This window comes from Tabrizicola caldifontis (assembly GCF_004762095.1).
GTDB lineage: Bacteria > Pseudomonadota > Alphaproteobacteria > Rhodobacterales > Rhodobacteraceae > Tabrizicola > Tabrizicola caldifontis.
Window position 1 is genome coordinate 59,110 of record NZ_SIJH01000015.1, and the last position, 23,653, is coordinate 82,762.

Annotated in this window: 16 protein-coding genes; 3 read left to right on the top strand and 13 right to left on the bottom strand. The window is 65.3% G+C overall.

What is annotated here, in order from left to right; genetic code table 11:
• Window positions 1-2: 2 nt before the first annotated feature.
• The 6 genes from iolD to EYB42_RS13720 form a co-directional block, all read right to left on the bottom strand.
• Complete coding sequence (gene iolD / locus EYB42_RS13690; protein WP_135450692.1) at window positions 3-1,829, bottom strand: 3D-(3,5/4)-trihydroxycyclohexane-1,2-dione acylhydrolase (decyclizing); 1,827 nt, start codon at window positions 1,827-1,829, stop codon at window positions 3-5.
• Complete coding sequence (locus EYB42_RS13695) at window positions 1,826-3,739, bottom strand: bifunctional 5-dehydro-2-deoxygluconokinase/5-dehydro-2-deoxyphosphogluconate aldolase (protein ID WP_135450693.1); 1,914 nt, start codon at window positions 3,737-3,739, stop codon at window positions 1,826-1,828. Before EYB42_RS13695 ends, iolD begins: the two co-directional genes overlap by 4 nt.
• A gap of 65 nt (window positions 3,740-3,804) precedes the next feature.
• Window positions 3,805-4,617 (bottom strand): MurR/RpiR family transcriptional regulator, encoded by an 813-nt coding sequence (locus EYB42_RS13700; protein WP_135450694.1) that lies wholly within the window; start codon window positions 4,615-4,617, stop codon window positions 3,805-3,807.
• Window positions 4,618-4,861: 244 nt separating this feature from the next.
• On the bottom strand, window positions 4,862-5,956 hold the full coding sequence (locus EYB42_RS13705; RefSeq protein WP_135450695.1) for a LysM peptidoglycan-binding domain-containing protein: 1,095 nt from the start codon (window positions 5,954-5,956) through the stop codon (window positions 4,862-4,864).
• 319 nt (window positions 5,957-6,275) lie between these two features.
• Window positions 6,276-7,475 carry a transporter substrate-binding domain-containing protein gene (locus EYB42_RS13710; protein WP_167851026.1) on the bottom strand — a complete coding sequence of 400 codons (1,200 nt, stop codon included), beginning with the start codon at window positions 7,473-7,475 and terminating at the stop codon, window positions 6,276-6,278.
• A gap of 300 nt (window positions 7,476-7,775) precedes the next feature.
• Window positions 7,776-9,986: a serine/threonine-protein kinase gene (locus tag EYB42_RS13720; RefSeq protein WP_135450698.1), complete on the bottom strand. Its 2,211-nt coding sequence runs from the start codon at window positions 9,984-9,986 to the stop codon at window positions 7,776-7,778.
• A 418-nt stretch (window positions 9,987-10,404) separates the two neighbouring features.
• Between EYB42_RS13720 and EYB42_RS13725 the strand changes: the two genes are divergently transcribed.
• Genes EYB42_RS13725 through EYB42_RS13735 form a run of 3 tightly spaced genes read left to right on the top strand, consistent with a single transcriptional unit; the run spans window position 10,405 to window position 14,687 of the window.
• Entirely contained in the window at window positions 10,405-11,121 is a 717-nt protein-coding gene (locus EYB42_RS13725) for an ABC transporter ATP-binding protein (RefSeq protein ID WP_135450699.1), read from the top strand.
• Complete coding sequence (locus EYB42_RS13730) at window positions 11,115-13,481, top strand: ABC transporter permease (RefSeq protein WP_205909993.1); 2,367 nt, start codon at window positions 11,115-11,117, stop codon at window positions 13,479-13,481. Before EYB42_RS13725 ends, EYB42_RS13730 begins: the two co-directional genes overlap by 7 nt.
• A 12-nt stretch (window positions 13,482-13,493) precedes the next feature.
• The gene (locus tag EYB42_RS13735) at window positions 13,494-14,687 is read left to right on the top strand and encodes an efflux RND transporter periplasmic adaptor subunit (RefSeq protein WP_135450700.1); all 1,194 of its coding nucleotides are present in this window, start codon (window positions 13,494-13,496) and stop codon (window positions 14,685-14,687) included.
• A 118-nt stretch (window positions 14,688-14,805) separates the two neighbouring features.
• Here the strand turns inward: EYB42_RS13735 and EYB42_RS13740 are convergent, their stop codons facing one another.
• The 7 genes from EYB42_RS13740 to EYB42_RS13770 form a co-directional block, all read right to left on the bottom strand.
• On the bottom strand, window positions 14,806-15,120 hold the full coding sequence (locus tag EYB42_RS13740; protein ID WP_135450701.1) for an ArsR/SmtB family transcription factor: 315 nt from the start codon (window positions 15,118-15,120) through the stop codon (window positions 14,806-14,808).
• Between the two features lie 9 nt (window positions 15,121-15,129).
• Window positions 15,130-15,333, bottom strand: a complete 204-nt coding sequence (locus EYB42_RS13745; RefSeq protein WP_135450702.1) for a YgaP family membrane protein — start codon at window positions 15,331-15,333, stop codon at window positions 15,130-15,132.
• Between the two features lie 8 nt (window positions 15,334-15,341).
• The gene (locus EYB42_RS13750; RefSeq protein WP_135450703.1) at window positions 15,342-16,628 is read right to left on the bottom strand and encodes an NAD(P)/FAD-dependent oxidoreductase; all 1,287 of its coding nucleotides are present in this window, start codon (window positions 16,626-16,628) and stop codon (window positions 15,342-15,344) included.
• A gap of 36 nt (window positions 16,629-16,664) precedes the next feature.
• Entirely contained in the window at window positions 16,665-19,874 is a 3,210-nt protein-coding gene (locus EYB42_RS13755) for an efflux RND transporter permease subunit (RefSeq protein ID WP_135450704.1), read from the bottom strand.
• The gene (locus tag EYB42_RS13760) at window positions 19,867-20,853 is read right to left on the bottom strand and encodes an efflux RND transporter periplasmic adaptor subunit (RefSeq protein WP_135450705.1); all 987 of its coding nucleotides are present in this window, start codon (window positions 20,851-20,853) and stop codon (window positions 19,867-19,869) included. The genes EYB42_RS13755 and EYB42_RS13760 overlap by 8 nt, the downstream gene beginning before the upstream one ends.
• A gap of 245 nt (window positions 20,854-21,098) precedes the next feature.
• Window positions 21,099-22,121 carry an aldose epimerase family protein gene (locus EYB42_RS13765; RefSeq protein ID WP_135450706.1) on the bottom strand — a complete coding sequence of 341 codons (1,023 nt, stop codon included), beginning with the start codon at window positions 22,119-22,121 and terminating at the stop codon, window positions 21,099-21,101.
• A gap of 15 nt (window positions 22,122-22,136) precedes the next feature.
• On the bottom strand, window positions 22,137-23,645 hold the full coding sequence (locus EYB42_RS13770) for an aldehyde dehydrogenase (NADP(+)) (RefSeq protein WP_135450707.1): 1,509 nt from the start codon (window positions 23,643-23,645) through the stop codon (window positions 22,137-22,139).
• Between the last annotated feature and the right edge of the window lie 8 nt (window positions 23,646-23,653).

The following is a 23,653-nucleotide window of genomic DNA, read 5'->3' on the forward strand; positions in this document are numbered from 1 at the left end:
CTTCAGTTCAACAGCCATTGGGCCTTGCGGGCCGCTTCATAGCCCTTGCGGGCCTCGTTCACTTCTGCCCGGTCCGAGACTTCGGGCACCGCCACTTCCCACCAGGTGCCGCCGGCGCCGGTGCCGGGGGCGGGGTCGGTGTCGATGACGATCACCGTGGGGATGGTGGCAGTCTTCGCGTCCTTCATGGCGGCCTCAAGCTCGGTGATTGAGCCCGCCTTCACAACGTTTGCCCCCATGGCGCGCGCATGGGCGGCAAAGTCGATTTCGGCAGGGTTCACATGATAGGCATCCTGCAACAGGTTGTTGAAGGGCGCCCCGCCTGTGGCCTTCTGCAGCCGGTTGATGCAGCCGAAGCCGCGATTGTCTGTCAGGACCACGGTGAAGGGAATGCCCATCATCACGGCGGTCGCAAGTTCAGAATTGGCCATCATGTAGCTGCCGTCACCAATCATGCAGACGACATGGCGATCGGGCCGGGCCATCTTGATGCCCATTGCGCCGGCGATTTCGTAGCCCATGCAGGAAAAGCCGTATTCCATATGATAGCCGCCACGGGACGCCTTCCATAGGACATGCAGGACGCCCGGCATCGAGCCCGAGGCGGACATGACGATGGCATCCTTTCCTGTGGTGCGCTGGACCGCGCCCACCACTTGCGCGTCGGAGGGAAGTGCATTGCTCGTCGGTGCGGCGGTCAAGGTGTCGGTGGTCTGGAACCAGCGGGCGCGCAGGGCGAAGTCGGGGTCGGGGAAGCGATGGTCACCCAGCGCCGCGGACAGCTTTTCCAGCGTCACCTTCGCATCGCCGACAAGGGGTTGGGCCGCGCGCTTGTGCGCGTCGTAGCCGTGGATGTTGATCGACAGAAGCTTGCGGCCGGGGCGCGAGAACACCGTCCAGCTGCCGGTCGTGAAGTCCTGGAAGCGCGTGCCGACACCGATCACCAGATCGGCCCCGGCCGCAAGTTCGTTGCCGCAACCGGTGCCTGTCACGCCAGGAGAACCGAAGTTGAGCCGCTCCTCCCAGTCCACAGAGCCCTTTCCGGCCTGAGTTTCGACGATGGGGATGTTGTGGGCGCGCGCGAAGTCAATCAGTGTCTGTTCGGCACCCGAATATATTACGCCGCCGCCGGCCACGATCAGCGGGGTGGTGGCAGCACGGATCGCGGCGACGGCAGCCTCAAGCTCGCGTTGGTCGGGTTCGGGGCGACGGATGTGCCATACGCGGGGCTCGAAGAACTCGGCCGGATAGTCGTATGCCTCGGCCTGGGTGTCCTGGCAGAAGGCCAGGCAGACGGGGCCGCAGTTCGCCGGGTCGGTCATTACCCGCAGCGCGCGGGGCAGCGCAGTCAGGATGTGTTCCGGCCGGCTGATCCGGTCGAAATAGCGCACCACGGGGCGGAAGCAGTCGTTGGCCGAAACGGTCGCGTCATCGAAATCCTCGATCTGTTGCAGCACCGGATCGGGCGCACGGCTGGCAAAGACGTCGCCGGGGATGAACAGGACGGGCAGGCGGTTCACGTGGGCGACGGCGGCCGCCGTGACCATGTTGGTGGCGCCCGGCCCGATGGACGAAGTGACGGCCATCGCCTTCCGCCGACCCTGCGCCTTGGCATAGGCGACAGCGACATGGGCCATCGTCTGTTCATTGTGGCCGCGCCAGGTGGGCAGGGCATCGCGGTGGGCGTGCAGTGCCTCGCCCAGGCCGGCGACATTGCCGTGGCCGAAAATCGCCCACACGCCCTCGATGAAGCGCGAGCCGTCCTCGGCCTTCTGGGCCGAAAGCCAGCGCACCATGGCTTGGGCGGCAGTCAGACGGATCGTGGTCATTGCGTTCCTCCCTCGCGCGCCGCGTCCCAGACAGAGCACAGGCGCCTGTAGCGTTCGGTCATCATCGCGACGGCCTGGGCATCCGTCATCTCGCCCTTCAGCCAGCCGCGGGCCGCATCGCCAAAGATCGTGCGACCGATGGCGAAACCCTTCACCAGGGGCTGCCGGGCGGCAAGCGTCAGCGCGGCGGCCAGTTCCGTCTCTGGGGCGTCCAGCCCAAGGACCACAACGCCACGGGTGTGCGGGTCGTTGCGGGTGATCGCCGAACAGGCCTGTTCCCAGGCGGCGTCGGTGGTGAAGGGCTCCAGCTTCCACCAGTCGGGGTAGATGCCAAGGTCGTAGAAGCGCTGGATCACCCTGGCCGAGGTGTCGTCAGTGACGGGGCCGACCTTCGAGGGGATGATTTCCAACAGCAGCTCAAGCCGATTGCGGCGCGCCGCGTGGAAAAGGCGGCGGACGGTCTCTTCCTGCGCGGCCTTCGTCGCGGCGTCGTCCTCGGGGTGATAGAAGCACAGCACCTTGACCACATGGGCCAGCGGCCATTCCTGCAGGCCGCCGAAATCCGGGCCAAGCTCGGGCTCTAGCGTCAGTGGGCGTGATCCTGGCCATTCCACGGGCCGGCCGATCCAAAGGCCGGTTCCTGCTGCACGATACAGGGCGTCGCGCCCCAGGCGGCTGTCGCACAGGATGCCGTAGCCTGGCTGTCCATTGGCTGTGGCCAGGGCTGCTTGCAGGCAAAGTTCCTTAAACTGACCGATTCTGGCGGGCGTTGCGCCTTCCATCGTCTCAAGTTGCAGGCGATGATCAAAGGCAAAGACCCGCATCGTGGGCCAGTCGCCGTGCCGGTTGGTGGACCAGTGGATCTGTTCCAGTTCGGCGTCCTTGCGAAGTGCTGGCGTGACGATCCCGCGGTGCAGGAAGAACTGCAACTCCTGCCAGCTTGGGTAGGCCGGGGTGCAGCCGTGGCGGGAAACGGCGAAGGCGCCGCAGGCATTGGCGTATTTCAGGGCGACTGGCCAGGGCTCGCCGTCCAGCCAGCCTTTCAGCAGGCCCGACATGAACCCGTCCCCCGCGCCAAGGACGTTGAACACCTCTATCGGAAAGCCGGGGCCGGTTTCGCCGTCGTCCAGGCTGTCGGGGATGGCACCGGTGAAGGCGACTGCGCCCATTGGGCCGCGCTTGCAAACTAGGGTCGCCGCACTGACGGCCCGAACGGCGCGCAGCGCGGCGATCGTGTCGGTGCTGCCACCGGCGATGTGGAATTCCTCTTCGGTGCCGACGATCAGGTCGAACAGGTGAAGGGTGGATTGCAGCTTTGCCGTGACCTGAGCGCTTTCGATAAACCGGCTTTCGCCGTCGCCATGGCCAGCCAGGCCCCAGAGGTTCGGCCTGTAGTCGATGTCCAGCGCGGTTTGCGCCCCGTGCTTCCGTGCAAGGGCAAGGGCCTTCAGAACGGCAGCTTCGGTGCGCGGGTGGCTGAGGTGGGTTCCGGTGGCCACGACCGAACGCGCCTCGGCGATGAAGGCTTCGTCGATGTCGTCCTCGCAAAGCGCCATGTCGGCGCAGTTCTCCCGATAGAAGATCAGCGGAAACTGCCTGTCGTCGCGGATACCCAGAAGGACAAGCGCGGTCAGCCGTTCAGGGTCGGTCTTGACGCCGCGCACGTCCACGCCTTCGCGGGCAAGCTCTTCCCGGATGAAACGGCCCATATGTTCGTCTCCGACCCGCGTTATGAGGGCGGATTTAAGGCCCAGGCGCGCGGTGCCGGCAGCCATGTTGGTGGGGCTGCCGCCGATGTATTTCTGGAACGAGCCCATGTCCTCCAGCCGGCCGCCGATCTGCGCGCCGTAAAGATCGACCGAGGACCGGCCGATCGTGATGACATCAAGGGTCTTTGCAGGCTGAGGCATGGCGGGTTCCGGGCCTGAGTCGGGATAATGGAATGAATATTCCATTCTGATGAAGCGGGGAAGCCCTAAACTTCGCGCCGGGCGGCCACGGCCAGGGCAAGCGCAAGGGCCAGGGCGATGGCCGCCGAGAGCGAGCGGAAGGCACCGAAATCGACCTCGGTCACGGTCAGGATGGCATCGGCCGTCGGGGCAAGCCTGGTCGCGGGCGGATCGGTCAGGATGACCACTGGCAGCCCCCGCGCGCGGGCCTCGCGTGCAATGGTCAGGGTTTCTTCGGAATAGGGGGCGAAGGTGATGGCCAGAAGCGCATCGCCCGGCCGCAGCGCCGAAAGCTGCCCAAGCCCCGCCACCCTGTCATGCAGAACCGTCGGAACCCCAAGCTTGTCAAAGACATAGGCAAGATAGGCGGCAACGGGAAAGGACCGGCGGAAGCCGGCCAGGTGGATCGCGTCAGCCCCGGAAAGCAGAGTAACGCATTGATCCAGCTTTGTTTCGTCTAGATCCTGCGCCAGACGTTCCATTGACTGTCGTCCCGCCTCGACAAATTCGGCCACAAGGGCGGAGGGGCGGTCGGCGCCCCCGGCCTTCAATCTGGACAGACGGGTGGCATAATCCGGTGCCGGGCCAATCAGGGCAGCGCGAAAGAGGCGCTGCATTTCCGCATAACCCGAGAAGCCGAGCAGTTGGCAGAACCGCATCACGGCAGATGGCGGCACACCTGCCGCCGCCGCAACCTGCGCGACGGTCGATAGCGCAATGCTGTCGGGATGAGCGGCAATATGATCCGCACATTGTTGCAGGCGGCGCGGCAAGTTGCCGGACATCCGCGCCATCCGGTCCAGCAGTGCGGGGATGGTGGCAGGCGGGCTGTCGGTCATGGCTGGCTCGGGCTGACTGAACTGCGAGCATAACATATGGAATGAATGTTCCAAGATTATTCGCAGCGGTCAGCCAGGGCGCCGGCACCTGGTGGCGCCATGGTCGGCTGGGCAGGCTGCAACGCAGGTGCTGGCAACCCTGTCGCAGGGGCCGGGGGTACGGTCATCTCTGTCTGCCCTGGCCTAAAGGCAAAGGCCCCCACGCCTTGCAGCGCGAGGGCCGGAAGTCGGGCCGCAAAAGGCGCTACTGGCTGAGCTTGTTGTATTCAGCCAGGCCGGTGGCCAGGATATCGTACCATTCGCCGGATTCGCGCATTTCGGTGATGCCGCGGTTCAGCATGGCAATATAGACGCGGCCGCGCGGATTGCTTTTCGCAGTGATGAAGTGATAGCTGATGAAGGTTGCCAGCGCCGGGTTGGTGGACACGCGGTCGCCGGCATTCAGTTCCTTGAAGTTCGAAGCCGAGGTTTCTGCCTCGATCGAGTAGAGGTCGACCTCGCCGTCCAGCAGCATCCGCGCACAGTCGAGGGGCGACTTGGGGTGAACGTAGGACACCAGCGGTTCGACCAGGCCCTGCACCTCGAGATCGCTGATCGGCCATGCGTCGGGACGGCAGATCCTTGCGCCGGCATAGTCGCTGAAGCTGCGGGCGTTGGCATACTTGCTGTCGGCCAGCGTATTGAACGCATAGGCGGTCTCGTAGATCGGCAGCGAGAAGTCGAATTCGGTGCACATGCGAACCGAGAATTCGCCAAGCATGTCAAGCTTCGAACAGTCTGGCGCTTCCCAGGCGATCGACACGTCGAAGGCACCCGATGGCAAGAGTGTCTCGATGTGCGACATCCAGTGGTCTACATAGGCCACGGTATAGTCGCGGTCGTTCCCGCCGCGCTGCATGGCGGTGGTTGCCATCCGTACGAAGATGCCGCCGCCGGTCAGGGATTCGTCGGTGAATGGCGCCCAGTCGTTCGAAGTGACGAACTTCAGCGGCGGTTCATAGACATTGCTTTTCTTCCGGTTTGCTTCCTGCCGCGCGCTTTCGCGTTCGATGACCGCGCTCAGTTCCGAATCCGGCGTCAGACGCCCGTCCTCGCAGGGCAGGATCAGTTGCAGCCCGGCCGGCAGACTGTTCGGATTCTGCGCAAGTGCGTCGCGGTTGGCGTTGAAGATCATCTGGTAGTCATAGGAACCGTAAGCGGCCTGGGCGATCGAGCCGAGGGTATCCCCATCCTTGACCGTATAAGTCGTGCAGGCCTGCTGGGCCGAGGCAATCGCAGGGGCCAGGATCAGGACCGCAGCCAGCGCAGTCGACCGGTAATTGTGAGATGCAGTCTTCATCTTTGTCACGTCCTTCTGACGACTGGTGCCTTGGTGTTCGCGGTGACGTTTCCGAAACAATCCATGAATGGTGCTAGCAAGCCTTCCTGAAGTGGCACGATTAAGGCAATTCGGTGGATTCAAACGAGCAATTCGCCTTCGGGGTGAGTTGCGGTGTGAAAAGGGCGCCGCATAGCTGTCTTGGGGTTGCATTTGACCCGCGCATCCAACGCATGGGCGCGGCCAACTTCTGATCGTTCAGGAAACAAATCCCGCGATCTTGCGCGCTGGGCCTGCCGTGCGGGCGGAAAGGGCAGCATCTGTGCCGATCACGCCCGGCCTATTGCTGAAGCTGCGCGTTCTGGCTGAGCGCGGTCGATACAATGTCGTACCACTCGCCCGACTCGTACATCTCGATCAGCCCTTCGTCCATCACGCCGATCATGGCAACTGCGGCTGGGTTGGACTTGTGCGCGATGACATGCAGGCTTTGCAGCGTGAAGAGATGCGGGTTCTGGGCGAACCGTTTCGAAAGACCCAACCTCGCAATGGTGGAATCGCCCACTTCGACGTCGATCGAAACCAGATCGACCTTGCCCGCCTCGAGGGCTTCGAAACAGTCCACCGCCTCGATCGGGCGCATCAGTTCGACCACGGGGACCGACAGGCCGACAGCATCCAGAACCCCGGTGGTGAAGCCTTCGGGGCGGCAGATGCGCTTTCCCTCGAAGGCCGCATAGCTGGTTGCATCCACCAGATCGCTGTCGCTGCGCGCAAAGAAGCCATCGACAATTTCGTAATAGGGCGCTGAGAAGACGAAATTGTCGCACCGCGCCTGATCACCCGGAGAAAGGATCGTCGTCCCTTCGCAGTCGGGCTTGAGCCAGGGGAAGCTGAGATCATAGGCTTGCGACGGCAGCAGCGCGTCGATATGCGCCTGCCAGTCGCTGATGAAGGTCAGGTTGTAGGTGATGGCGGGATCGGCGCGAAAAATCGCCATTTCCACAAGCTGGGTGAACATGCCGCCGCCAGGCAGGGTCTTGTCGGCGAAGGGGGCATAGCCGTTCCCGGTAACGATGCGCACGGGCGGGGCCGTTTGCGGCACGGGCGCGCCGGCATCGGCCGCAGGTGCCGCGGCTGAGGTCACGGGCGGCTCGGCTTCGGTGTTCTCGACAGATCTTTCGGCCGGAAGCGCGGTCACGACTTCCGTCTGGTCTGCGGCGGGGTTCATGGCATCGCCGACTACGGCAGACCCGCCTGGGCCAGCCGCACCCATCTCCACCGGGGCGTTCGGATCGCAGGGAATGACCAGCCGTGAACCCACGGCGATCAGGTCTGCCTTGGCACCGATGACGGCAATATTGGCTTCATAGATCACGCGGAAGAGGTCGGGGTCGCCATAGGCCTTGCGGGCGATGCGGCGCAGGTTGTCGCCGGGGGCGATCGTGTAGGTCGTGCAGGCCTCTTGCGCCTGAACCGCTCCACCGGACAGCAGCGCCGCTGCGCAGCCGATCCACAATGTCCTAGCCGTCATCGTCATCCATCCGCTCCTCTGCCCGGGCGCCATAGGCAGCCCAGCGGGCATTGCATCGACCCGGCCGCGTCGCCGCGGCGGGATTGGAAACCACTTCCGGTACCTGCGCTCAGGAGTCCGGAGTGCCGGCGCTCCATGTCTCCCGCCTGGCGACGGCCTGGTCGAGCAGGTCGATCAGGATGTCCAGCTCGTGACCCGGCGCATAGGGTGTGCCCTGTTCCCGCGAGGGGTCGTCAGGAGCCGGCGATCGTTCGTGCCGGCGCTCGCCGCGCGGTCTTGTCGCTGCCTGTGCCATCTGGTGCCTCCTTACCGCGCGACAAGCTGCATCGCGGCGACTGTCACGCGGTTGTTGCGAATGATCGAGAACTCCGTCTCGCGCGCGCCGAGCCCGACCAGATCATTCATGATCGTTTCCAGTGACTGTGGTCCGTCCAGGGCGGTGCCAGTCGTCTTGTCGCGGAACAGAACGTCGCCAGGTTGCAGGGCGGCCGGCGATGCCTGTGGCACGCTGTCCACCACGGTGCGCCATTCGCCATCGGTGCTAGCGATCGAGACGGTCAACCCGTTGGCAAGGCTGACGATCCGCTTGGCCTTGACTGTAAGCAACCCGGTCTGCCGATCCTGCCCGGACGCCAGCGAATATTCCACCACCACGCGTGCCCGCCCGTCGGGGTCGACGTTCAGCGCATTCAGGATGGCCGCCGCAATGCTGCCGCTTTGCTGGACATCCGTGCCGTTGACGGAATGGATCACCAGGCCCGGAGCCAGCCATGTACCGGCCTCGGCGAGGTCGGCAGTCGGCAGAAGCCGTTCGATGACGGCGACCCGGCGATTGGCGACAAGTCGGTTGCCTTCGATGAAGGGCATTTCCACATCCCAGGCCGCAAAGCTGATCTGGTTTTCCAGAAGCTCGGTTGTCGGGACGGCCGGTTCCGGCGCAGCGTCTGCCCTTTCCGGTGCAGCGCCTGCCGTTTCCGGCGCTGCGGCTGTCGGTTCAGGTGCTGCCTGCTGTGCCTCGACTGCAAGGTCCGTTCCCGTTACGGCAACAGGCGCGGCAGGCACCAAGGTTTGGGCCGTGGCGACAGGGTCTTCGGCCTTGGGTGTCTCTGGTGCTGCCGCCGCGGCGGTTTCATCTGACACCGGTGCAACTTCGGGAATCGGCTTGCCCTCGGTCGCCGGTGCTGGTGCAGCTGCGGGTGCCGTCTCGGGCGGGGCAGAGGCAGCGGGCGCAGGAGCGGTTGGGGTAGCCGAGGCAAGGGTCGGTTCGGACGCGGGCGGTGCCTCGGTGCCGCGCAGCAGCACCATCCCGCCGCCCACCAGGGCCAGGACGACAACAATCCCCGCAGCTACCTGGACCAGTCCGACGCCGCCGCCCTTCTCGGAGGTGGCCTCTGCCTGCGGTTGCGTCTGTGCGGCTGTCAGCGGGGGCGTCGCCTCTGGTGCTGTTGGGGTCGGCTTGTCCGCAGCAGGCGATGCCGTGGCCGGCGCATCCGCGGCCTTTGCGGGATCCCTGAGGGAGGACTGAACCATCTGATGCACGGCAGCCGCGACGGGATCAACCGGACGCAGCGTTCGTGCCGCCGCCGGGCCCGACTTGAAGAAGGACAGCCATTCCTGCGCCGATTGCAGGCGCTGCTTCGGAAGGGTGTTCAGCGCAGTGTCGATGGCGCGCAGGAAGCCCGGCGGATAGCCCGGAAAGCGACCCTCGAGCGGCAGATAGGGATCGGGGCGGTCCTCTGCCAGGGCGGCCAGGCGCGCCTGCCCGTTGACCGGAGCCTGGCCGGAGATCAGGTGATAAAGGGTGGCGCCCAGGGCATAAAGATCGCTCCAGGGGCCCTGTTCAGAACCGGCGATGTAGAATTCCTGCGGCGAGTAGCCGTCCTTGACCACCCGCAGTGCCGACATGGCGCGGCTTTTCTGGCTGGCCTGTTCCCGCGCAGCGCCGAAGTCGATCAGGATCGGCTCACCCGCGCGGTCGATCAGGACGTTGTCGGGCGAGATGTCGCGGTGCAGCATGTCGTTGGCGTGGATGAAACCAACCGCTTCCAGCAGCTTTTCCGTGATCCGAACGATCCCATCCGGGCCGGGCATGGTGCCCTGGCCGTCGATGATCTGCTGAAGGTCCAGCCCGTCGACATAGTCGATGGCCATGTAGGCGGTGCCGTTGTCCTCGAACACCTGGTGCACGGCGACGATGTTCGGATGCACGATCTTGGCCAGGTTGCGCGCCTCGCGCACAAAGAGCTGCACGACCGACCGCAGCTCGGCCGAATGGGCGCGCGAGCGTGCGGTCACCATGGTCTGCGAACGGCGGCAGAAGGACGATGGGAAGCATTCCTTGATCACCACGTCGCGATCCAGGCTGTCCTTGGCAAGGTAGGTGATCCCGAACCCGCCGCTGTTTAGGAAGCGGGTGATCGTATACTGGCCCTTCAGCAGCTTGGTCCCGGGCTGCAGTTCATCGACCAGATCTTCAAGTTCTTCGGCCGGAGCCTCGATAGCCGTTTGCTGAGCCATCTCGCCCTTCCTTCCAGCAAGAATTCCCGTTCGATGCCCCTGTCAGCGTTTCCGGCTGCCGGGCGAAAGATCGAGGGCCCTGCAAACTTGCCGGCATCGTCCACACGAACGCACCAATCCACTGTTGGATCGTTGGTTGTGGATGACGGCGAAAATGGGGCGCTTGGATGGAATCTTGAAGGATGGGCTGGATCAACCCGAAGGCTACGCGGAAAGGACGTCCGTCGTTCCCGGGTGCGGAAGGGCGAAAAGGCCGTCACATGGGGTATCACCGCTTGGCGCAGGAAAAAGGCCGCGCCTGGCGACGGCAGGCCACGGTCGGGCTGCCTTTTTGTGGCAATGCAGCGGGGCCCTTGATCCAGATCACCAAAAGGTCGCGCAATCCTGCTAGAGTATCAAACAAAGGAGTGGCGACACGATGACCAGCCCAGACGAGACCGTCTTTCGCACGCGCGGCCTGACCAAGGTCTACCGCAGCGGCGCGCAGGAGGTGCATGCCCTGCGCGGGGTGGACTTCGCGGCGCGGAAGGGCGAGTTCGTCATCATCCTCGGACCGTCGGGGTCTGGCAAGTCGACCTTCCTGAACATCGTGGGCGGGCTGGACATGGCCTCGGGTGGCGAGGCCTGGTTCCAGGAACACCAGTTGACCGTGATGAACGAGCGTGAACTCACCCAATACCGGCGCGATCATGTCGGCTTCGTCTTCCAGTTCTACAATCTTGTTCCCAGCCTGACCGCGCGGGAAAACGTAGCCCTGGTGACCGAGATTGCCCGTCGCCCCATGTCGCCCGACGACGCGCTGGCGCTGGTAGGGTTGGCAGACCGGCGCGACAATTTCCCCGCGCAACTATCGGGGGGCGAGCAGCAGCGGGTGGCCATCGCCCGCGCCATCGCCAAGAATCCCGAGGTTCTTCTGTGCGACGAACCCACGGGTGCCCTGGACAGTGCGACCGGCATAAAGGTGCTCGAGGCCCTGAGCGAGGTGAACCGCACTGTTGGCGCCACGACGCTGGTCATTACCCACAACGTTGCCATCCGCGAAATCGGCGACCGTGTGGTGCGATTTGCCGACGGGCGCATCGTCGAGGAGACAGTCAATGCCGCCAAGAAGCGCCCGGCAGAGGTGTCATGGTGATCGCCCCCCTTCGGCGCAAGGTTCTGCGCGACCTGGTGCGGCTATGGCCACAGGCCTTGGCCATTGCGCTGGTGTTGGCGGCCGGGGTGGCGACGCTCATCCTGGGCAACGGGGCCTATGCCTCGCTTTATGAAACCCGCGCGCGGTATTACGAGGATTACCGGTTTGCCGATGTCTTTGCCGACGTGACACGGGCACCCAGGGCGCTCATGGCCGAGGTCGAAGAGATCGACGGCGTGCTGGCCGCCGAGGCGCGGATCGTCAAGCTGGGCCTCCTTGACATGCCGGGCATGGTGGAACCGGGGGCAATCATGCTGGTGTCGCTGCCCGAGGGGGACGAGGGGGCGCTGAACCGGCTGCATCTGCGGCAGGGCCGGCTGCCCGACCCGCAATCCCCGCACGAAGCCGTGGTGTCAGAGGGCTTTGCCGTCGCGCACCGGCTGACCCCGGGGGCGACTTTCGCGGTAGTGATGAACGGACAGCGGCGCGAGCTTCGCGTGACCGGCATCGCCCTGTCGCCCGAGTTCATCTATGCGCTGGGCCCGGGCGAAATGATGCCTGACCCCAGCCGCTTTGGCATCGCCTGGCTGCCGCGTCCCAGCCTCGAGGCCGCCTATGACCTGAAGGGCGCCTTCTCCAACCTGGTTCTGAAGCTGGCCCCCGGCGTCGATCAGGACCGGGTGATCGAGACGCTCGACCGGCTGACCGCGCCATATGGCGGGGCGGGGGCAACGGCGCGGAAGGATCAGATCTCGCATGCCTTTCTGGACGCCGAACTGAAACAGATGAGCGCCATGGTCAAGGTGCTGCCGCCGATCTTCCTGCTGGTCGCGGCGATGCTGGTGAACATGACGCTGTCGCGCCTGGTTACGCTGGAGCGGGAGCAGATCGGGCTTCTGAAGGCGATCGGCTATTCCGGCAGGGCGATCGCGCAGCATTACGTCGAATTCGTTCTGGCCATCGCGGTCGTCGGCATAGGTATCGGCTTTGCGGCCGGGGCGTGGCTGGGAAGCGAACTGGCGCAGATGTATGCGCGGTTCTTCTCCTTTCCCTTCCTCGTCTTTGCCCGCGATCCGCAGATCTACGGGCTTGCCGCGCTGATCACCGCGGGGGCGGCGGTGGCGGGGGCGCTGTTCGCGGTCCGCTCGGTTCTGGCCCTGCCGCCTGCGGTGGCGATGACGCCGCCCGCCCCGCCAGACTACCGGTCGCGGATGGGGCGCGCGCTGCGGATGGTGGCCTTGCGCCAGACTTCGGTGATGACGGTGCGACACCTGATCCGCTGGCCTTTGCGCACCGCATCCGGCATCCTGGGCGTGGCAATGGCGGTGGCCATTCTGGTGGCGTCGCTGTGGTCCTTCGGGTCGATCGACCGGATGATCGACCTGACCTTCTTCCGGGCGGAACGGCAGGACGTGATGGTGGCCTTTGCCGGCGCCGAACCGGAACGTGCGCTGTTTGCCGCGCGCCAGATGCCCGGTGTGATGGTGGCCGAGCCCTTCCGCAGCGTGGCCGCAAGGATCAGTCACCGTAACCAGTCGCGCAAGCTGGCGATCACCGGGCGGCCTGCGGTTACCGACCTGTCGCGGGTGCTGTCGCCGCAGGAACGCCCGATGACCATGCCCGAGGCCGGGTTGATCCTGTCCGAGGCCCTGGCCGAGGCGCTGGACGTGCGTCCCGGCGACCTGGTGACGGTCGAATTTCTGGAAGGCCGCCGCCGCACGGTGACACTCCCGGTCAGCGGGCTGTCGCTGGGCTATGTGGGGCTTGGCGCGGCGATGGAGATCAGTGCACTGAACTGGGTGATGGGGGAAGGCGCGCTGATTTCTGGCGTGAACCTGCGCATCGATCCCCTGCAGGACACCGAGTTCTTCACCGCGGCCAAGGCCACGCCCGAAACTTCGTTCGTGATCGTCCTGGGCCGCACGGTGCAACGCTTCCGCGACACGATCGCCGAGAACATCATCGTCATGGTCACCGTTTACGTGGCCCTTGCCTCGATCATCGCGGTCGGCGTCATCTACAATTTCGCCCGCATCGCGCTGTCCGAACAGGGGCGGGAACTGGCAAGCCTGCGTGTTCTGGGCTTCACCAGGGGCGAGGTGTCGGGCATCCTGTTCGGGGAACTGCTGGTGATCGTGCTTCTGGCACAGCCGCTGGGCTGGGCCATCGGCTATCTGATCGGGCTGGGAATGGTGGCGGCCTTTTCATCTGACCTCTACCGTGTGCCCTTCGTCATCGGGCGCGAGGTCTTGGGCACCGCAAGCCTGGTGGTCTGCCTCGCCGCGGTCGTTTCGGCCCTCGCGGTCCGGAACCGCATCAACAATCTCGACATGGTCGAGGTCCTGAAGACCAGGGAATGAACAGGGAATGACATGCGCCGTCTGATCTATGCCATTGTCGTGTTGGCCTTTGCCGGGCTTCTGGTCTGGACCTTCCTGCCCCGCCCGGTCGAGGTTGATCTTGCCGAGGTCGCCCCGCGGACCATCGAGGTTCACGTCGAAGAGGAAGGGCAGGCAAGGATCCGCGATGTCTTCACCATTTCGGCCACCATTGCCGGCAAGTTGCAACGGATCGGGTTGCATCCGGGTGATCCGGTCGTGGCGAACGAAACGGTGGTCGCGGTGATCGGCCCGGCGGCGCCCGTGCTGCTGGACAGCCGTTCGCGCGCCGTGGCCGAGGCAACGGCCGCCGCCGCACAGGCCGCGACCGATCTGGCCCGTGCCCAACTGGCCCAGGCAGAGGCGACGCTGGAGTTCACCACCAGCGAGGCGAACCGGGCGATTGCGCTGTTCAATCGTGGCGCGATCTCGCAACGGGCCTACGATAGCGCAATCCGCGAGCAGAAGACGGCAGAGGCTGCGGTTGCGAGTGCAAAGGCGAACCTTGCGGTGCGCGAAAAGGAACTTGAAAGCGCGCTGGCGGTGCTGCGGACAGACGGCGGCGGAGCAAATGATACCTGCTGCGTGGAAATCGTGGCTCCGGTCTCTGGCCAGGTGCTGCGGGTGCTGACGGAAAGCGAGCAGGTTGTCCAGCCGGGCACCCCCCTGCTGGAGATCGGCGATCCGGCAGGGTTGGAGGTGCGGGTCGAGCTTCTGTCGCGCGATGCGGTGCGGGTGACCGAGGGGGCCAGGGCCGAGATCACCGGCTGGGGCGGGCCGCCACTCTCGGCCCGGGTGGAACGGATCGAGCCCACGGCGCGTACGCGTGTCTCGGCACTAGGCATCGACGAGCAGCGGGTCGAGGTGATCCTGGCGCTTGAGGGGGATCCGGCCCAATGGAGGGCGCTGGGCCATGGCTTCCGCATCGTGGCGCGGATCACGATCTGGCGGGGCGATGATGTGCTGTCGATCCCGGTCGGGGCACTTTTCCGCGACGGGCCGGACTGGGCGGCCTACGTGGTGCGGGACGGCAGGGCCCGTCTTGTGCGGATCACGCTGGGTGAACGCAACGACACCTATGCCCAGGTCCTGACCGGCCTTGCCGCAGGGGACCGCGTGATACTGCATCCCAGCGATCTGATCACCGATGGCACCGCTGTGGTTCCGCTGGCCGATCGGGCAGGATGACCCCTGGCGGCAGGCGATCGGCCTAGGCCTGCTGAACTCCCCTTCGGAACCGCCTGCTGTCCCTCGCCGGGGCTGGCCCCGACGAGGAGTGGCGGTTTCAGCAACATGTGGTTCGCTGTCAGTGCCGCATGCAGAAAGTGTCGCGCAGTGCGGCGACAATGGCTGCCACCTCTTCGCGCGCGAGGCTGTAGATGACCGACTTGCCCTCGCGCCGAGTCTGGACGATCCCTTCGGCCCGCAGCCGCATAAGCTGCTGCGAGACGTTTACCGGGTTCGTTCCCAAGGCTTCGGCCAGCTGGGTCACGCTCATCTCATTCTCGATCAGCAGGCAGAGAATCTGCAATCGCCCTTCGTGCGACAGCGATTTCAGCAGCGCAACCGCACGGCTGGCCTGTTCCGGCGTGCCGCCGAAGCCTTCCAGTATCTCTGCCATCACCCCCACCTATTCGAAAGCGCAGCCCTTCTTCACGCCCATGGCGCGGAACACCGCGGCGGCCGGGCAGAAGCCGGTGAAGGAAGACTGGATCAGGTTCAGGCCGATGAAGACAGTGAACCAGACGAAATACGGCGAGACGTAGACCGTCAGCACGACGCTGAGCAGGACCATCACCCCGGCGAAACGCAGAACAGCAGCATCAAGTGTCATGTCAGACCTCATCCTTTCGTGGTTTCCTTGAGTTTGTCGATGCCCAGCACCTTCAGTGCCAGGCTTTCATAGAAGGGTTCAGAGGTTCCCTTCCGCAGCTTGCGGATGAAGTATTTCTCGAACCCTGCCTTTGCAAGATGAACCCATTTGCCCGACGACGACCAGTTGACGTTGCGCGGCGGGATCTGGGGCTGGGCGACGAAGGCGATGCCCCCGTCGCCGAAATCGGCAAGGCAGACGGCATTCCAGGTGCCGACGCTGTCGGGCTCCTTGCCGCGCACGAGGTTGCCGATGTTGTGGGCGGTCGCCGTCACCATGCTTTCGATCATGAAGCCGGTCTTGGGCACGCCGCAGGGCACGGGCGTCGGACCCATCGGCGGGATCGCCACGCAGACGCCCACCGCGAAGATATTGCGGTACTTCGGGTTCTGCTGGTGCTTGTCCACGATGGTGAACCCGCGCGGGTTCGACAGGCCCTCGATCCCCGAGACGGCCTTGATGCCGCGGAAGGCGGGCAGCATCATCGAGAAGGCGAAAGGCAGGTCCTTCTCTGCCTTCACCGTACCGTCCTCGTTGATTTCCTCAACGAACATGTGGCCTTCCTCGACCCGCTTGATCCGGGTGTTGGTCATCCACTTGATGTGCTTCTCGCGCATGGCTGATTCCAGAAGCCCCTTGGTGTCGCCCACCCCATCCAGACCAAGGTGGCCGATATAGGGCTCGGGCGTGACGAAGGTCATCGGCACACGGTCGCGCACCTTGGCCCGGCGCAGCGCCGTTTCCAGGATGAACAGGAATTCATAGGCCGGGCCGAAGCAGCTGGCCCCCTGCGCCGCCCCGATGATCACCGGCCCGGGGTTCGCGAGAAGCTTCTCGTAGACGGATTTCGCCGCCTCGGCATGGTCGATGTGGCAGACCGACTGGGTGAAGCCCCCATGCGGCCCCAGCCCCTCGATCTCGTCGAAGGCCAGCTCCGGCCCCGTCGCGATCACGAGGTAGTCGTAGGACACGGATTCGCCATCCACCAGCACGATGCGGTTTTCGTCGGGCAACAGTTTTTCGGCCGCCACCGGGATGAAGTGGATCCCCTTCTTTGCCATCGTGGGGGCGAGGTCCACGGTGATGTCCTCCCGGTCGCGCCAGCCGACGGCGATCCAGGGGTTCGACGGCACGAAGTGATACTTCGGATCCTTGGTGATGACAGTGATCCTGTCTTCCGGCCGAAGCTGGTCCTTCAGTTCGTAGGCCATGATGGCACCGCCAAGTCCGGCGCCAAGAACGACGACATGTGCCATTTCAGTCTCCTCTTCCGATATGGCGGGGGGTGCCGGTCATGTGCGGAACACGCGGTAGATGGCCGGGATGACAAGGACGGTCAGCAGCGTGGATGTCAGCAGACCGAACAGTAGCGATATGGCGAGGCCCTGGAAGATCGGGTCGGCCAGGATCACCACCGCGCCGATCATTGCGGCGATGGCGGTCAGCAGGATCGGCTTGAAGCGGATCGCGCCGGCCTCGATCAGGGTGGCGACGACAGGTCGCTGGCCCTCGGGTGTGGCGTGGCGGATGAAGTCTACCAGCAGGATCGAGTTCCGCACAATGATCCCCGCCAGCGCGATGAAGCCGATCATCGAGGTGGCCGAGAAGGGCGCGCCGAACAGCCAGTGGCCGAACATGATGCCCAGGAAGGTCAGCGGGATCGGTGTCAGGATCACCAGCGGCAGCTTGAACGAACCGAACTGCGCCACGACCAGGATGTAGATGCCCAGAAGCGCCACGCCGAAGGCGGCCCCCATGTCGCGGAAGGTGATGAAGGTCACCTCCCATTCGCCGTCCCACAGAAGCGTGACCTTGCTTTCGTCCTCGGGCTGGCCATGCAGGGCGATTTCGGGTTTCATCCCTTCGGGCCAGTCCATCTTCTCGATCTGGTCGGCCACGGCCAGCATGCCGTAGAGCGGCGCCTCGAAATCGCCGGCCAGTTCGGCCGTCACCATTTCTGCATTGCGGCCGTTGTGGCGGAAGATCGGGTAGCTGGCGGCCTCTTCGCTGACGCGGACCACGTCGCCCAGTTCGACCACCCCGCGCGCACCGGGAAGGGCGTTCGCCGGAATGGGCGTGGTCAGGAAGCGTTCGTCCAGAACCCGGTCCGACTTGTCGCGCCCCACGACCAGAGGGATCGGCAGGCGGCCTTCGCCGCGGTGCGAATAGCCCACGGTCTGCCCGCTGTTCAACAAGACGAGCGTGTCGAACACATCCTGTTCCTGGACCCTGTAGAAATCCAGGTCGTCGGTCGAGATCGTCGCGCGCAGGCGGCGGGTCTGTTCCCCGAAGCTGTCGTCGACATCAACGATGAAGGGAACCGATTCGAAGGCCTGGCGGATCAGCCGGGCGGCTTCACGGCGGGTTTCGGCATCGGGACCATAGACCTCGGCCAGCAGGGTCGAGATCACCGGCGGACCCGGCGGGGGTTCCACGACCTTCAGGCTTGTGCCTTCGGGAACGGGCAGGCTGGCCAGCCGCTGCCGCAGGTCCAGCGCGATGTCGTGGCTGGCGCGGTCGCGTTCGGTCTTTGGCGTCAGGTTGATCGCCACCTCACCCAGTTGCGGCTCTGACCGCAGGTAGTAGTGGCGGACCAGGCCGTTGAAGTTGAAGGGCGCGGGCGTGCCGGCATAGGTCTGAACGCTGGTCACTTCCGGCAGGCCCAACACCACGTCGGCCACATCGCGGGCCACGCGGTCCGTCGCCTCGACCGAGGAGCCTTCCGGCAGGTCGATGACCACGGAAAGCTCGGACTTGTTGTCGAAGGGCAGCAGTTTCACCGTCACGTCGCGGGTGTACAGCGCAGCCAGAGAGCCGAAGGACAAGGCGGCCGTGACCAGAAGGAAGGCCAGGCTACCGCCCTTCGACTTCAGCACCGGCCGGGCCACCGCCGTATAGGCCGTTGCCAGCCAGCCGCCGTGGTGGCCGCCGTGGATGTCGTCCTGGGCGTGCTCCTTCATGTCGGTGCGGCCGGCGATCTTGACCATCAGCCAGGGCGTGATGATGACCGCGACGAAGAAGGAAAAGATCATCGCGGCCGAGGCATTGGCCGGGATCGGCGACATGTAGGGGCCCATCAGGCCGGAGACGAAGAGCATCGGCAGCAGCGCCGCGACCACGGTCAGCGTGGCGACGATCGTTGGGTTGCCGACCTCGGCCACCGCCTCGATGGCAGCTTGCAGGCGGGGTTTGCGGCGATCCATGCCCCAGTGGCGGTCGATGTTTTCGATCACCACGATCGCGTCATCGACCAGGATCCCGATCGAGAAGATCAGCGCGAACAGCGACACCCGATTCAGCGTGTAGCCCATGATCCAGGCGGCAAAGAGCGTCAGCAGGATCGTGACCGGGATCACGATGGCAACCACCATCGACTCGCGCCAGCCGATCGCGAACAGGACCAGCGCGATGATCGACACCGTGGCGAGGCCCAGGTGGAACAGCAGTTCGTTGGCCTTCTCGTTCGCCGTCTCGCCGTAGTCGCGGGTGATCGTGACGTGCACCCCGTCGGGGATCAGCTTGTCTTCCAGCGAGTGGACGCGATGCAGCACCTCTTCGGCAACGACAACTGCATTGGACCCGGCGCGCTTGGCGATGGCCAGTGTCACCGCCGGACCGGTCGTCACACTGCCTTCCTCGGCCTTTGCCAGATGCGAGACGATGGCATCCTTCGTGTTTTCGACATACCGCACCCTGGCCACGTCCGAGACATAGACCGGCCGCCCGTCGCGGGTGGTAAGCAGCAGGTTTGCCACCTCGGCCGGCGCAGTCAGCGTCTCACCCGCAACGAGATCCACCATCTGGCCCTTATCGCGCAGCTTTCCGGTGTTCAGCGTGCGGTTGGCCTGGGCCACCTTTCCGGCCAGCTGCTGCAGCGTGACGCCATAAAGCGCCAGACGGTCAGGGTCGGGTTCGATGCGGATTGCGTCCTGGGCGTCGCCCACCAGATAGGTCAGACCAACGTTTTCGGTCTTGGCGACTTCGGTCTGAAGTGTGCGGGCAATGCGGGTCAGATCGTTCGCTGTTGCCGTTTCCGAAGAAAGGGTCAGGGTCAGGATCGCCACGTCGTCGATGCCGCGGCCGACGATCAGCGGTTCGGGGATGCCGACCGGAATCGTGTCCATGTTGGCGCGGATCTTGTCATGGACGCGCAGGATCGCGTCTTCCGACCTGGTGCCGACCATGAAGCGCGCGGTCACCATGGCGCCGTCGTCGCGGGTCGAGGAATAGACGTGTTCGACGTCGTTGATCCCCTTGACCAGAACTTCGAGCGGTTCGGTCACCAGCTTGACCGCATCCGCCGCCTTCAGGCCTTGGGCCTGCACATGAATGTCCACCAGCGGAACAGAGATCTGCGGCTCTTCCTCGCGTGGAAGCGAGACCAGCGCAACAATCCCGGCGGCAAGGGCGGCAAGGATGAAGAGGGGGGTCAGCGCCGAATTGATGAAGGCTTTCGTCAGGCCCCCGGCGATGCCCAGAGGGTGTTTCGCGCGCTCAGTCATGGGCCACCTCGGTGGCAGGAACCACGATGTCACCTGCGACGAGGCCCGTGATCACCTCGACCATCGCCACGCCGTCGATCTCGTGAACCTCGCCGGGCACGATCGACCGCAGGGCCACGCCGTCAGGGGTTTGCAGGGCGACGAAATCAAGGCCTGCGCGTGTCACGATGCTGTCCTTCGGCACCATGAGGGCAGTGCGTTCCGCCACCGGGAGGCGGACAAGAAGCCGTGCGCCGACGAAGGCATCGGACAGGCCCTCGATTTCAACATCGGCCGTGACGCGGCCGCCCTCGATCAGCGGATAGACCCTGGCCAGAGTGCCGGTCTGGTCCCCCTCGGCACCGGCAAGCCGGATCGTGTCGCCCGCATCCAGGGCGGCGGCATGGCGTTCGGGCACCGAGATGCGCAGGAAGGTGCCGCCGCCGCCGACGACCGCGACAACCTCGCCGGGCATGATGACAGCGCCCTTGGTCACTGGCACATCCAGCACCCGGCCCGCCACCGGGGCCAGCACTACGCCCTCGCGCGACTGCTGGGTGACGACTTCGGCCTGGGCATCCAGAGCTGCGATCTGACCCTTCAGCACATCTACCTGGGTTCGCAGCGCTTCAACCCGCTGGGTGGTGGTGACACCCTGGGCCAGAAGATCCTCGCCCCGCTTCAGGTCGGTCTCGGCATTGGCCAGCTGGGCCGACACGGCCTCGCGCTGGGCGGCGATGGCCTGCAGCTGGAAGTCGAGCTTGTCATCGACGATGCGGGCCAGTTCCTGTCCGGCGGTGACTTCGTCACCTTCGGCGACCGACAGCTCGACCAGGGTTCCCCCCAGCCGCGCGCGGGCCGGGATCCGGTCGCGCGCCTCGACCGTGCCATAAACGGCCTTCCAGTCGGTGACCGGCACGGGGGACACGGTGAAGGGATTGGCCAGAGCAGGGCCGGCCAGAAGGGTGACGAAAAGCAGCGCGTGGAAAGGACGGGACATGCGACTCGGGTCCTCAATGATGGTTTGTCATATATAAAGCTTTTAAGCTGAGGAATGCAAGCACAAAGCCGCCCGGTTGCGGAGGTGGCAGCAAGGGGCGGTCAGGTCAGGCAGAACCGGCCAGGCGGCGCTCTGTCGCTGCCGGCGCCTGTGTGCCGCCTTGATGGCGGATGCTCGGGTATTGTGGCTTGCAGGTCCGTGGCGGAATCCGCGTCCTTGCGGGATGTGCCGGGCTGCGGTGGCTATCAGTGGGCCGGCGTGAAGTCGAAGCGCATGATGTGGCGACAGGTCTGGACGGGGTCCAGTCGCGCCGAGGGGAAGTGTGGGCGGTTCGGCGTGTCGGGGAAACGCTGGGTTTCGGCCGCAAAGCCCGCAAAACGCGGGTAGCGCGCGCCAGATTTCCCGGGCGTGTCTGCGAAGTGCGCGCCGGTATAAAGCTGGACGCCGGGTTCGGTGGTCCAAAGCCGCATTCGCCGGCCCGAGGCCGGATCGGTCGCTTCGAGACAGGGGCGCAGGCCATCGGGTCCGGTTGGCGTCGAAAGACAAAGGTTGTGGTCGAACCCGCCGGGGCTGGGCAGCACCGCGCCGATCGGGCGGAGCTGGCGGAAGTCGAAGGGTGTTCCGGTGACGGAAAGCACCTCTCCGGTGGGAATGAGGTGGTCATCAACCGGCAGATAATATTCCGCTTCAACGCGCAATTCCTGGCCAAGCACGTCGCCCGTGCCTTGCCCAGCGAGGTTGAAATAGGCGTGATTCACCAGGTTCACCACAGTCGGGGCATCGGTCTCGGCCTCCATCTCTATCCAGAGGCCGCCGTCAATCCTGTAGGTCGTGCGCACATCAAGACGACCGGGATAGCCCATGTCGCCATCGGGCGATGTGGTGGTGAAGGTGACATGGGTTTCCGAATGGCTTTCGATATGCCAATGCTTGAGGTCGAGGCCTGCGCGGCCGCCGTGCAGGTGATTTTCCCCCTCGTTGCGGTCGACCTGCACCGCATGGCCGTCGATCATGAAGCGTCCCTGCGCGATCCGGTTTGCGTAGCGACCGCAGGTGGCGCCCATGTAGGCGCCATGGACCAGCCAGTCTTCCGGCCGGTCGCAGCCCAGCACGATGTCGGCGAAGGCGCCGTGCCGGTCGGGCACCCACAGCTCGGCGAGGCGGGCGCCCCAGGTCAGCAGCCGCGCCCGCAGGCCACCGGGGCCGCGCAGGGTGACGGCGTGGATGTCATGTCCCTCAACCTGCCCGACGCTTTCTATCTCAGCCAACGGTGTGCCTCCCGGCTAGTGAGCCCAGTCCTGCGGCAGCAGAGCGTCGGGCATGTTCTGGTAAGCCACCGGCCGCAGCCAGCGGCGGATCGACAGCGTTCCGACCGAGGTATGCCCAAAGTTGGTGCTGGCGGGGTAGGGGCCGCCGTGGACCTGGGCATCGACCACCTCGACCCCCGTCGGGAAGCCGTTCGCAAGGATGCGTCCCGCCTTGCGTTCCAGCACCGGCATCAGTGTGCGCGCCAGGTCCATGTCGGCTTCGTCGAGATGTAGCGTGCAGGTCAGCTGGCCCTGCAGGCTGCGGGCGATTTCCTGCATCTCGGCGGCGTGGCGGGCGCGGACGATCAGGCCCAGGGGCCCGAACACCTCTTCCGCCAGCATGTGATCTACCAGCCAGTCGGCGCCCGAAACCTCGAAGAGGTATGGCGTGGCGTCGCGCTGATCGCACATCGTGGTCAGGACGGCCCGGACCCCGGTGCCTGCGGCCACCCGGTCGCGGCCCTGACGGTAGGCCTGGGCGATGCCATCGGTCAGCATCGTCTGGGGGCCGACTGCACCCACCGCCTCTTTCGCGGTGGCCACGAAGGCGTCGGCGTCAGGCCCGTCGATCACCACCGCGATGCCCGGGTTGGTGCAGAACTGGCCCGCGCCCAGCGTCAGCGACCCGGCCCAGCCCTTTGCGATCGTCTCACCCCTGGCGGCAAGCGCGGCAGGCAAGAGGAACATCGGGTTCACGCTGCCAAGTTCGCCGAAGAACGGGATCGGCTCGGGCCGGGCGGCACAAAGGTTGAAAAGCGCCCGTCCTCCGGCAAGGCTGCCGGTGAAGCCCACCGCCTTGATGAAGGGATGCTGGACCAGCGCCTCGCCCACGTCGCGCTTGCCGCCCTGCACCAGGCTGAACACCCCCTTCGGCATGCCGCAGGCCTGAACGGCGGCCAGGATCGCCTGCGCCACGATCTCTCCGGTTCCGGGATGGGCGGAATGGCCCTTGACCACCACCGGACAGCCCGCCGCCAATGCCGAGGCAGTGTCCCCCCCAGCAACCGAGAAGGCCAGCGGGAAGTTCGATGCCCCAAAGACCGCCACCGGGCCGATCGGGCGCTGGATCATCTTGATGTCGGGGCGCGGTAGCGGCTGGCGGTCGGGCAGGGCCGGGTCGTGGCGGCGGTCCAGCCAGTCGTCCTTGAGGATATGGCTGGCAAACAGGCGGAGCTGCATCGTGGTGCGGCCGCGTTCACCTTCCAGCCGGGCGGCGGGCAGGCCGGTTTCCTGGGTCCCGATCTCGGTGATCGCGGTGCCGCGCGCCTCGATCTCGTCGGCGATGCGGTTCAGGAAGGCCGCGCGATCGGCGCGCGAGCGGGCGGCGTAGGGCAGGAAGGCGGCTTCGGCGGCCTGGCAGGCGGCATCGACATGGGCTGGTGTTCCCACGGCAAAGTCATGCGCCGGGCCATGGGCGGGAGAAGAGGCAAAGGTCTGGTCGCTTCCGACCCAGTCGCCCGCGATCAGGTGTTTTCCGGTCAGCATGGAAGGTG

Bases quoted from the DNA above. Each gene is read 5' to 3' on its own strand.
- EYB42_RS13750 (WP_135450703.1), bottom strand. From the start codon at position 16,628: ATGGCACATGTCGTCGTTCTTGGCGCCGGACTTGGCGGTGCCATCATG.
- EYB42_RS13720 (WP_135450698.1), bottom strand. From the start codon at position 9,986: ATGGCTCAGCAAACGGCTATCGAGGCTCCGGCCGAAGAACTTGAAGAT.
- EYB42_RS13755 (WP_135450704.1), bottom strand. From the start codon at position 19,874: ATGACTGAGCGCGCGAAACACCCTCTGGGCATCGCCGGGGGCCTGACG.
- iolD (WP_135450692.1), bottom strand. From the start codon at position 1,829: ATGACCACGATCCGTCTGACTGCCGCCCAAGCCATGGTGCGCTGGCTT.
- EYB42_RS13710 (WP_167851026.1), bottom strand. From the start codon at position 7,475: ATGACGATGACGGCTAGGACATTGTGGATCGGCTGCGCAGCGGCGCTG.
- EYB42_RS13740 (WP_135450701.1), bottom strand. From the start codon at position 15,120: ATGGCAGAGATACTGGAAGGCTTCGGCGGCACGCCGGAACAGGCCAGC.
- EYB42_RS13695 (WP_135450693.1), bottom strand. From the start codon at position 3,739: ATGCCTCAGCCTGCAAAGACCCTTGATGTCATCACGATCGGCCGGTCC.
- EYB42_RS13725 (WP_135450699.1), top strand. From the start codon at position 10,405: ATGACCAGCCCAGACGAGACCGTCTTTCGCACGCGCGGCCTGACCAAG.
- EYB42_RS13760 (WP_135450705.1), bottom strand. From the start codon at position 20,853: ATGTCCCGTCCTTTCCACGCGCTGCTTTTCGTCACCCTTCTGGCCGGC.
- EYB42_RS13770 (WP_135450707.1), bottom strand. From the start codon at position 23,645: ATGCTGACCGGAAAACACCTGATCGCGGGCGACTGGGTCGGAAGCGAC.
- EYB42_RS13745 (WP_135450702.1), bottom strand. From the start codon at position 15,333: ATGACACTTGATGCTGCTGTTCTGCGTTTCGCCGGGGTGATGGTCCTG.
- EYB42_RS13705 (WP_135450695.1), bottom strand. From the start codon at position 5,956: ATGAAGACTGCATCTCACAATTACCGGTCGACTGCGCTGGCTGCGGTC.
- EYB42_RS13735 (WP_135450700.1), top strand. From the start codon at position 13,494: ATGCGCCGTCTGATCTATGCCATTGTCGTGTTGGCCTTTGCCGGGCTT.
- EYB42_RS13730 (WP_205909993.1), top strand. From the start codon at position 11,115: ATGGTGATCGCCCCCCTTCGGCGCAAGGTTCTGCGCGACCTGGTGCGG.
- EYB42_RS13700 (WP_135450694.1), bottom strand. From the start codon at position 4,617: ATGACCGACAGCCCGCCTGCCACCATCCCCGCACTGCTGGACCGGATG.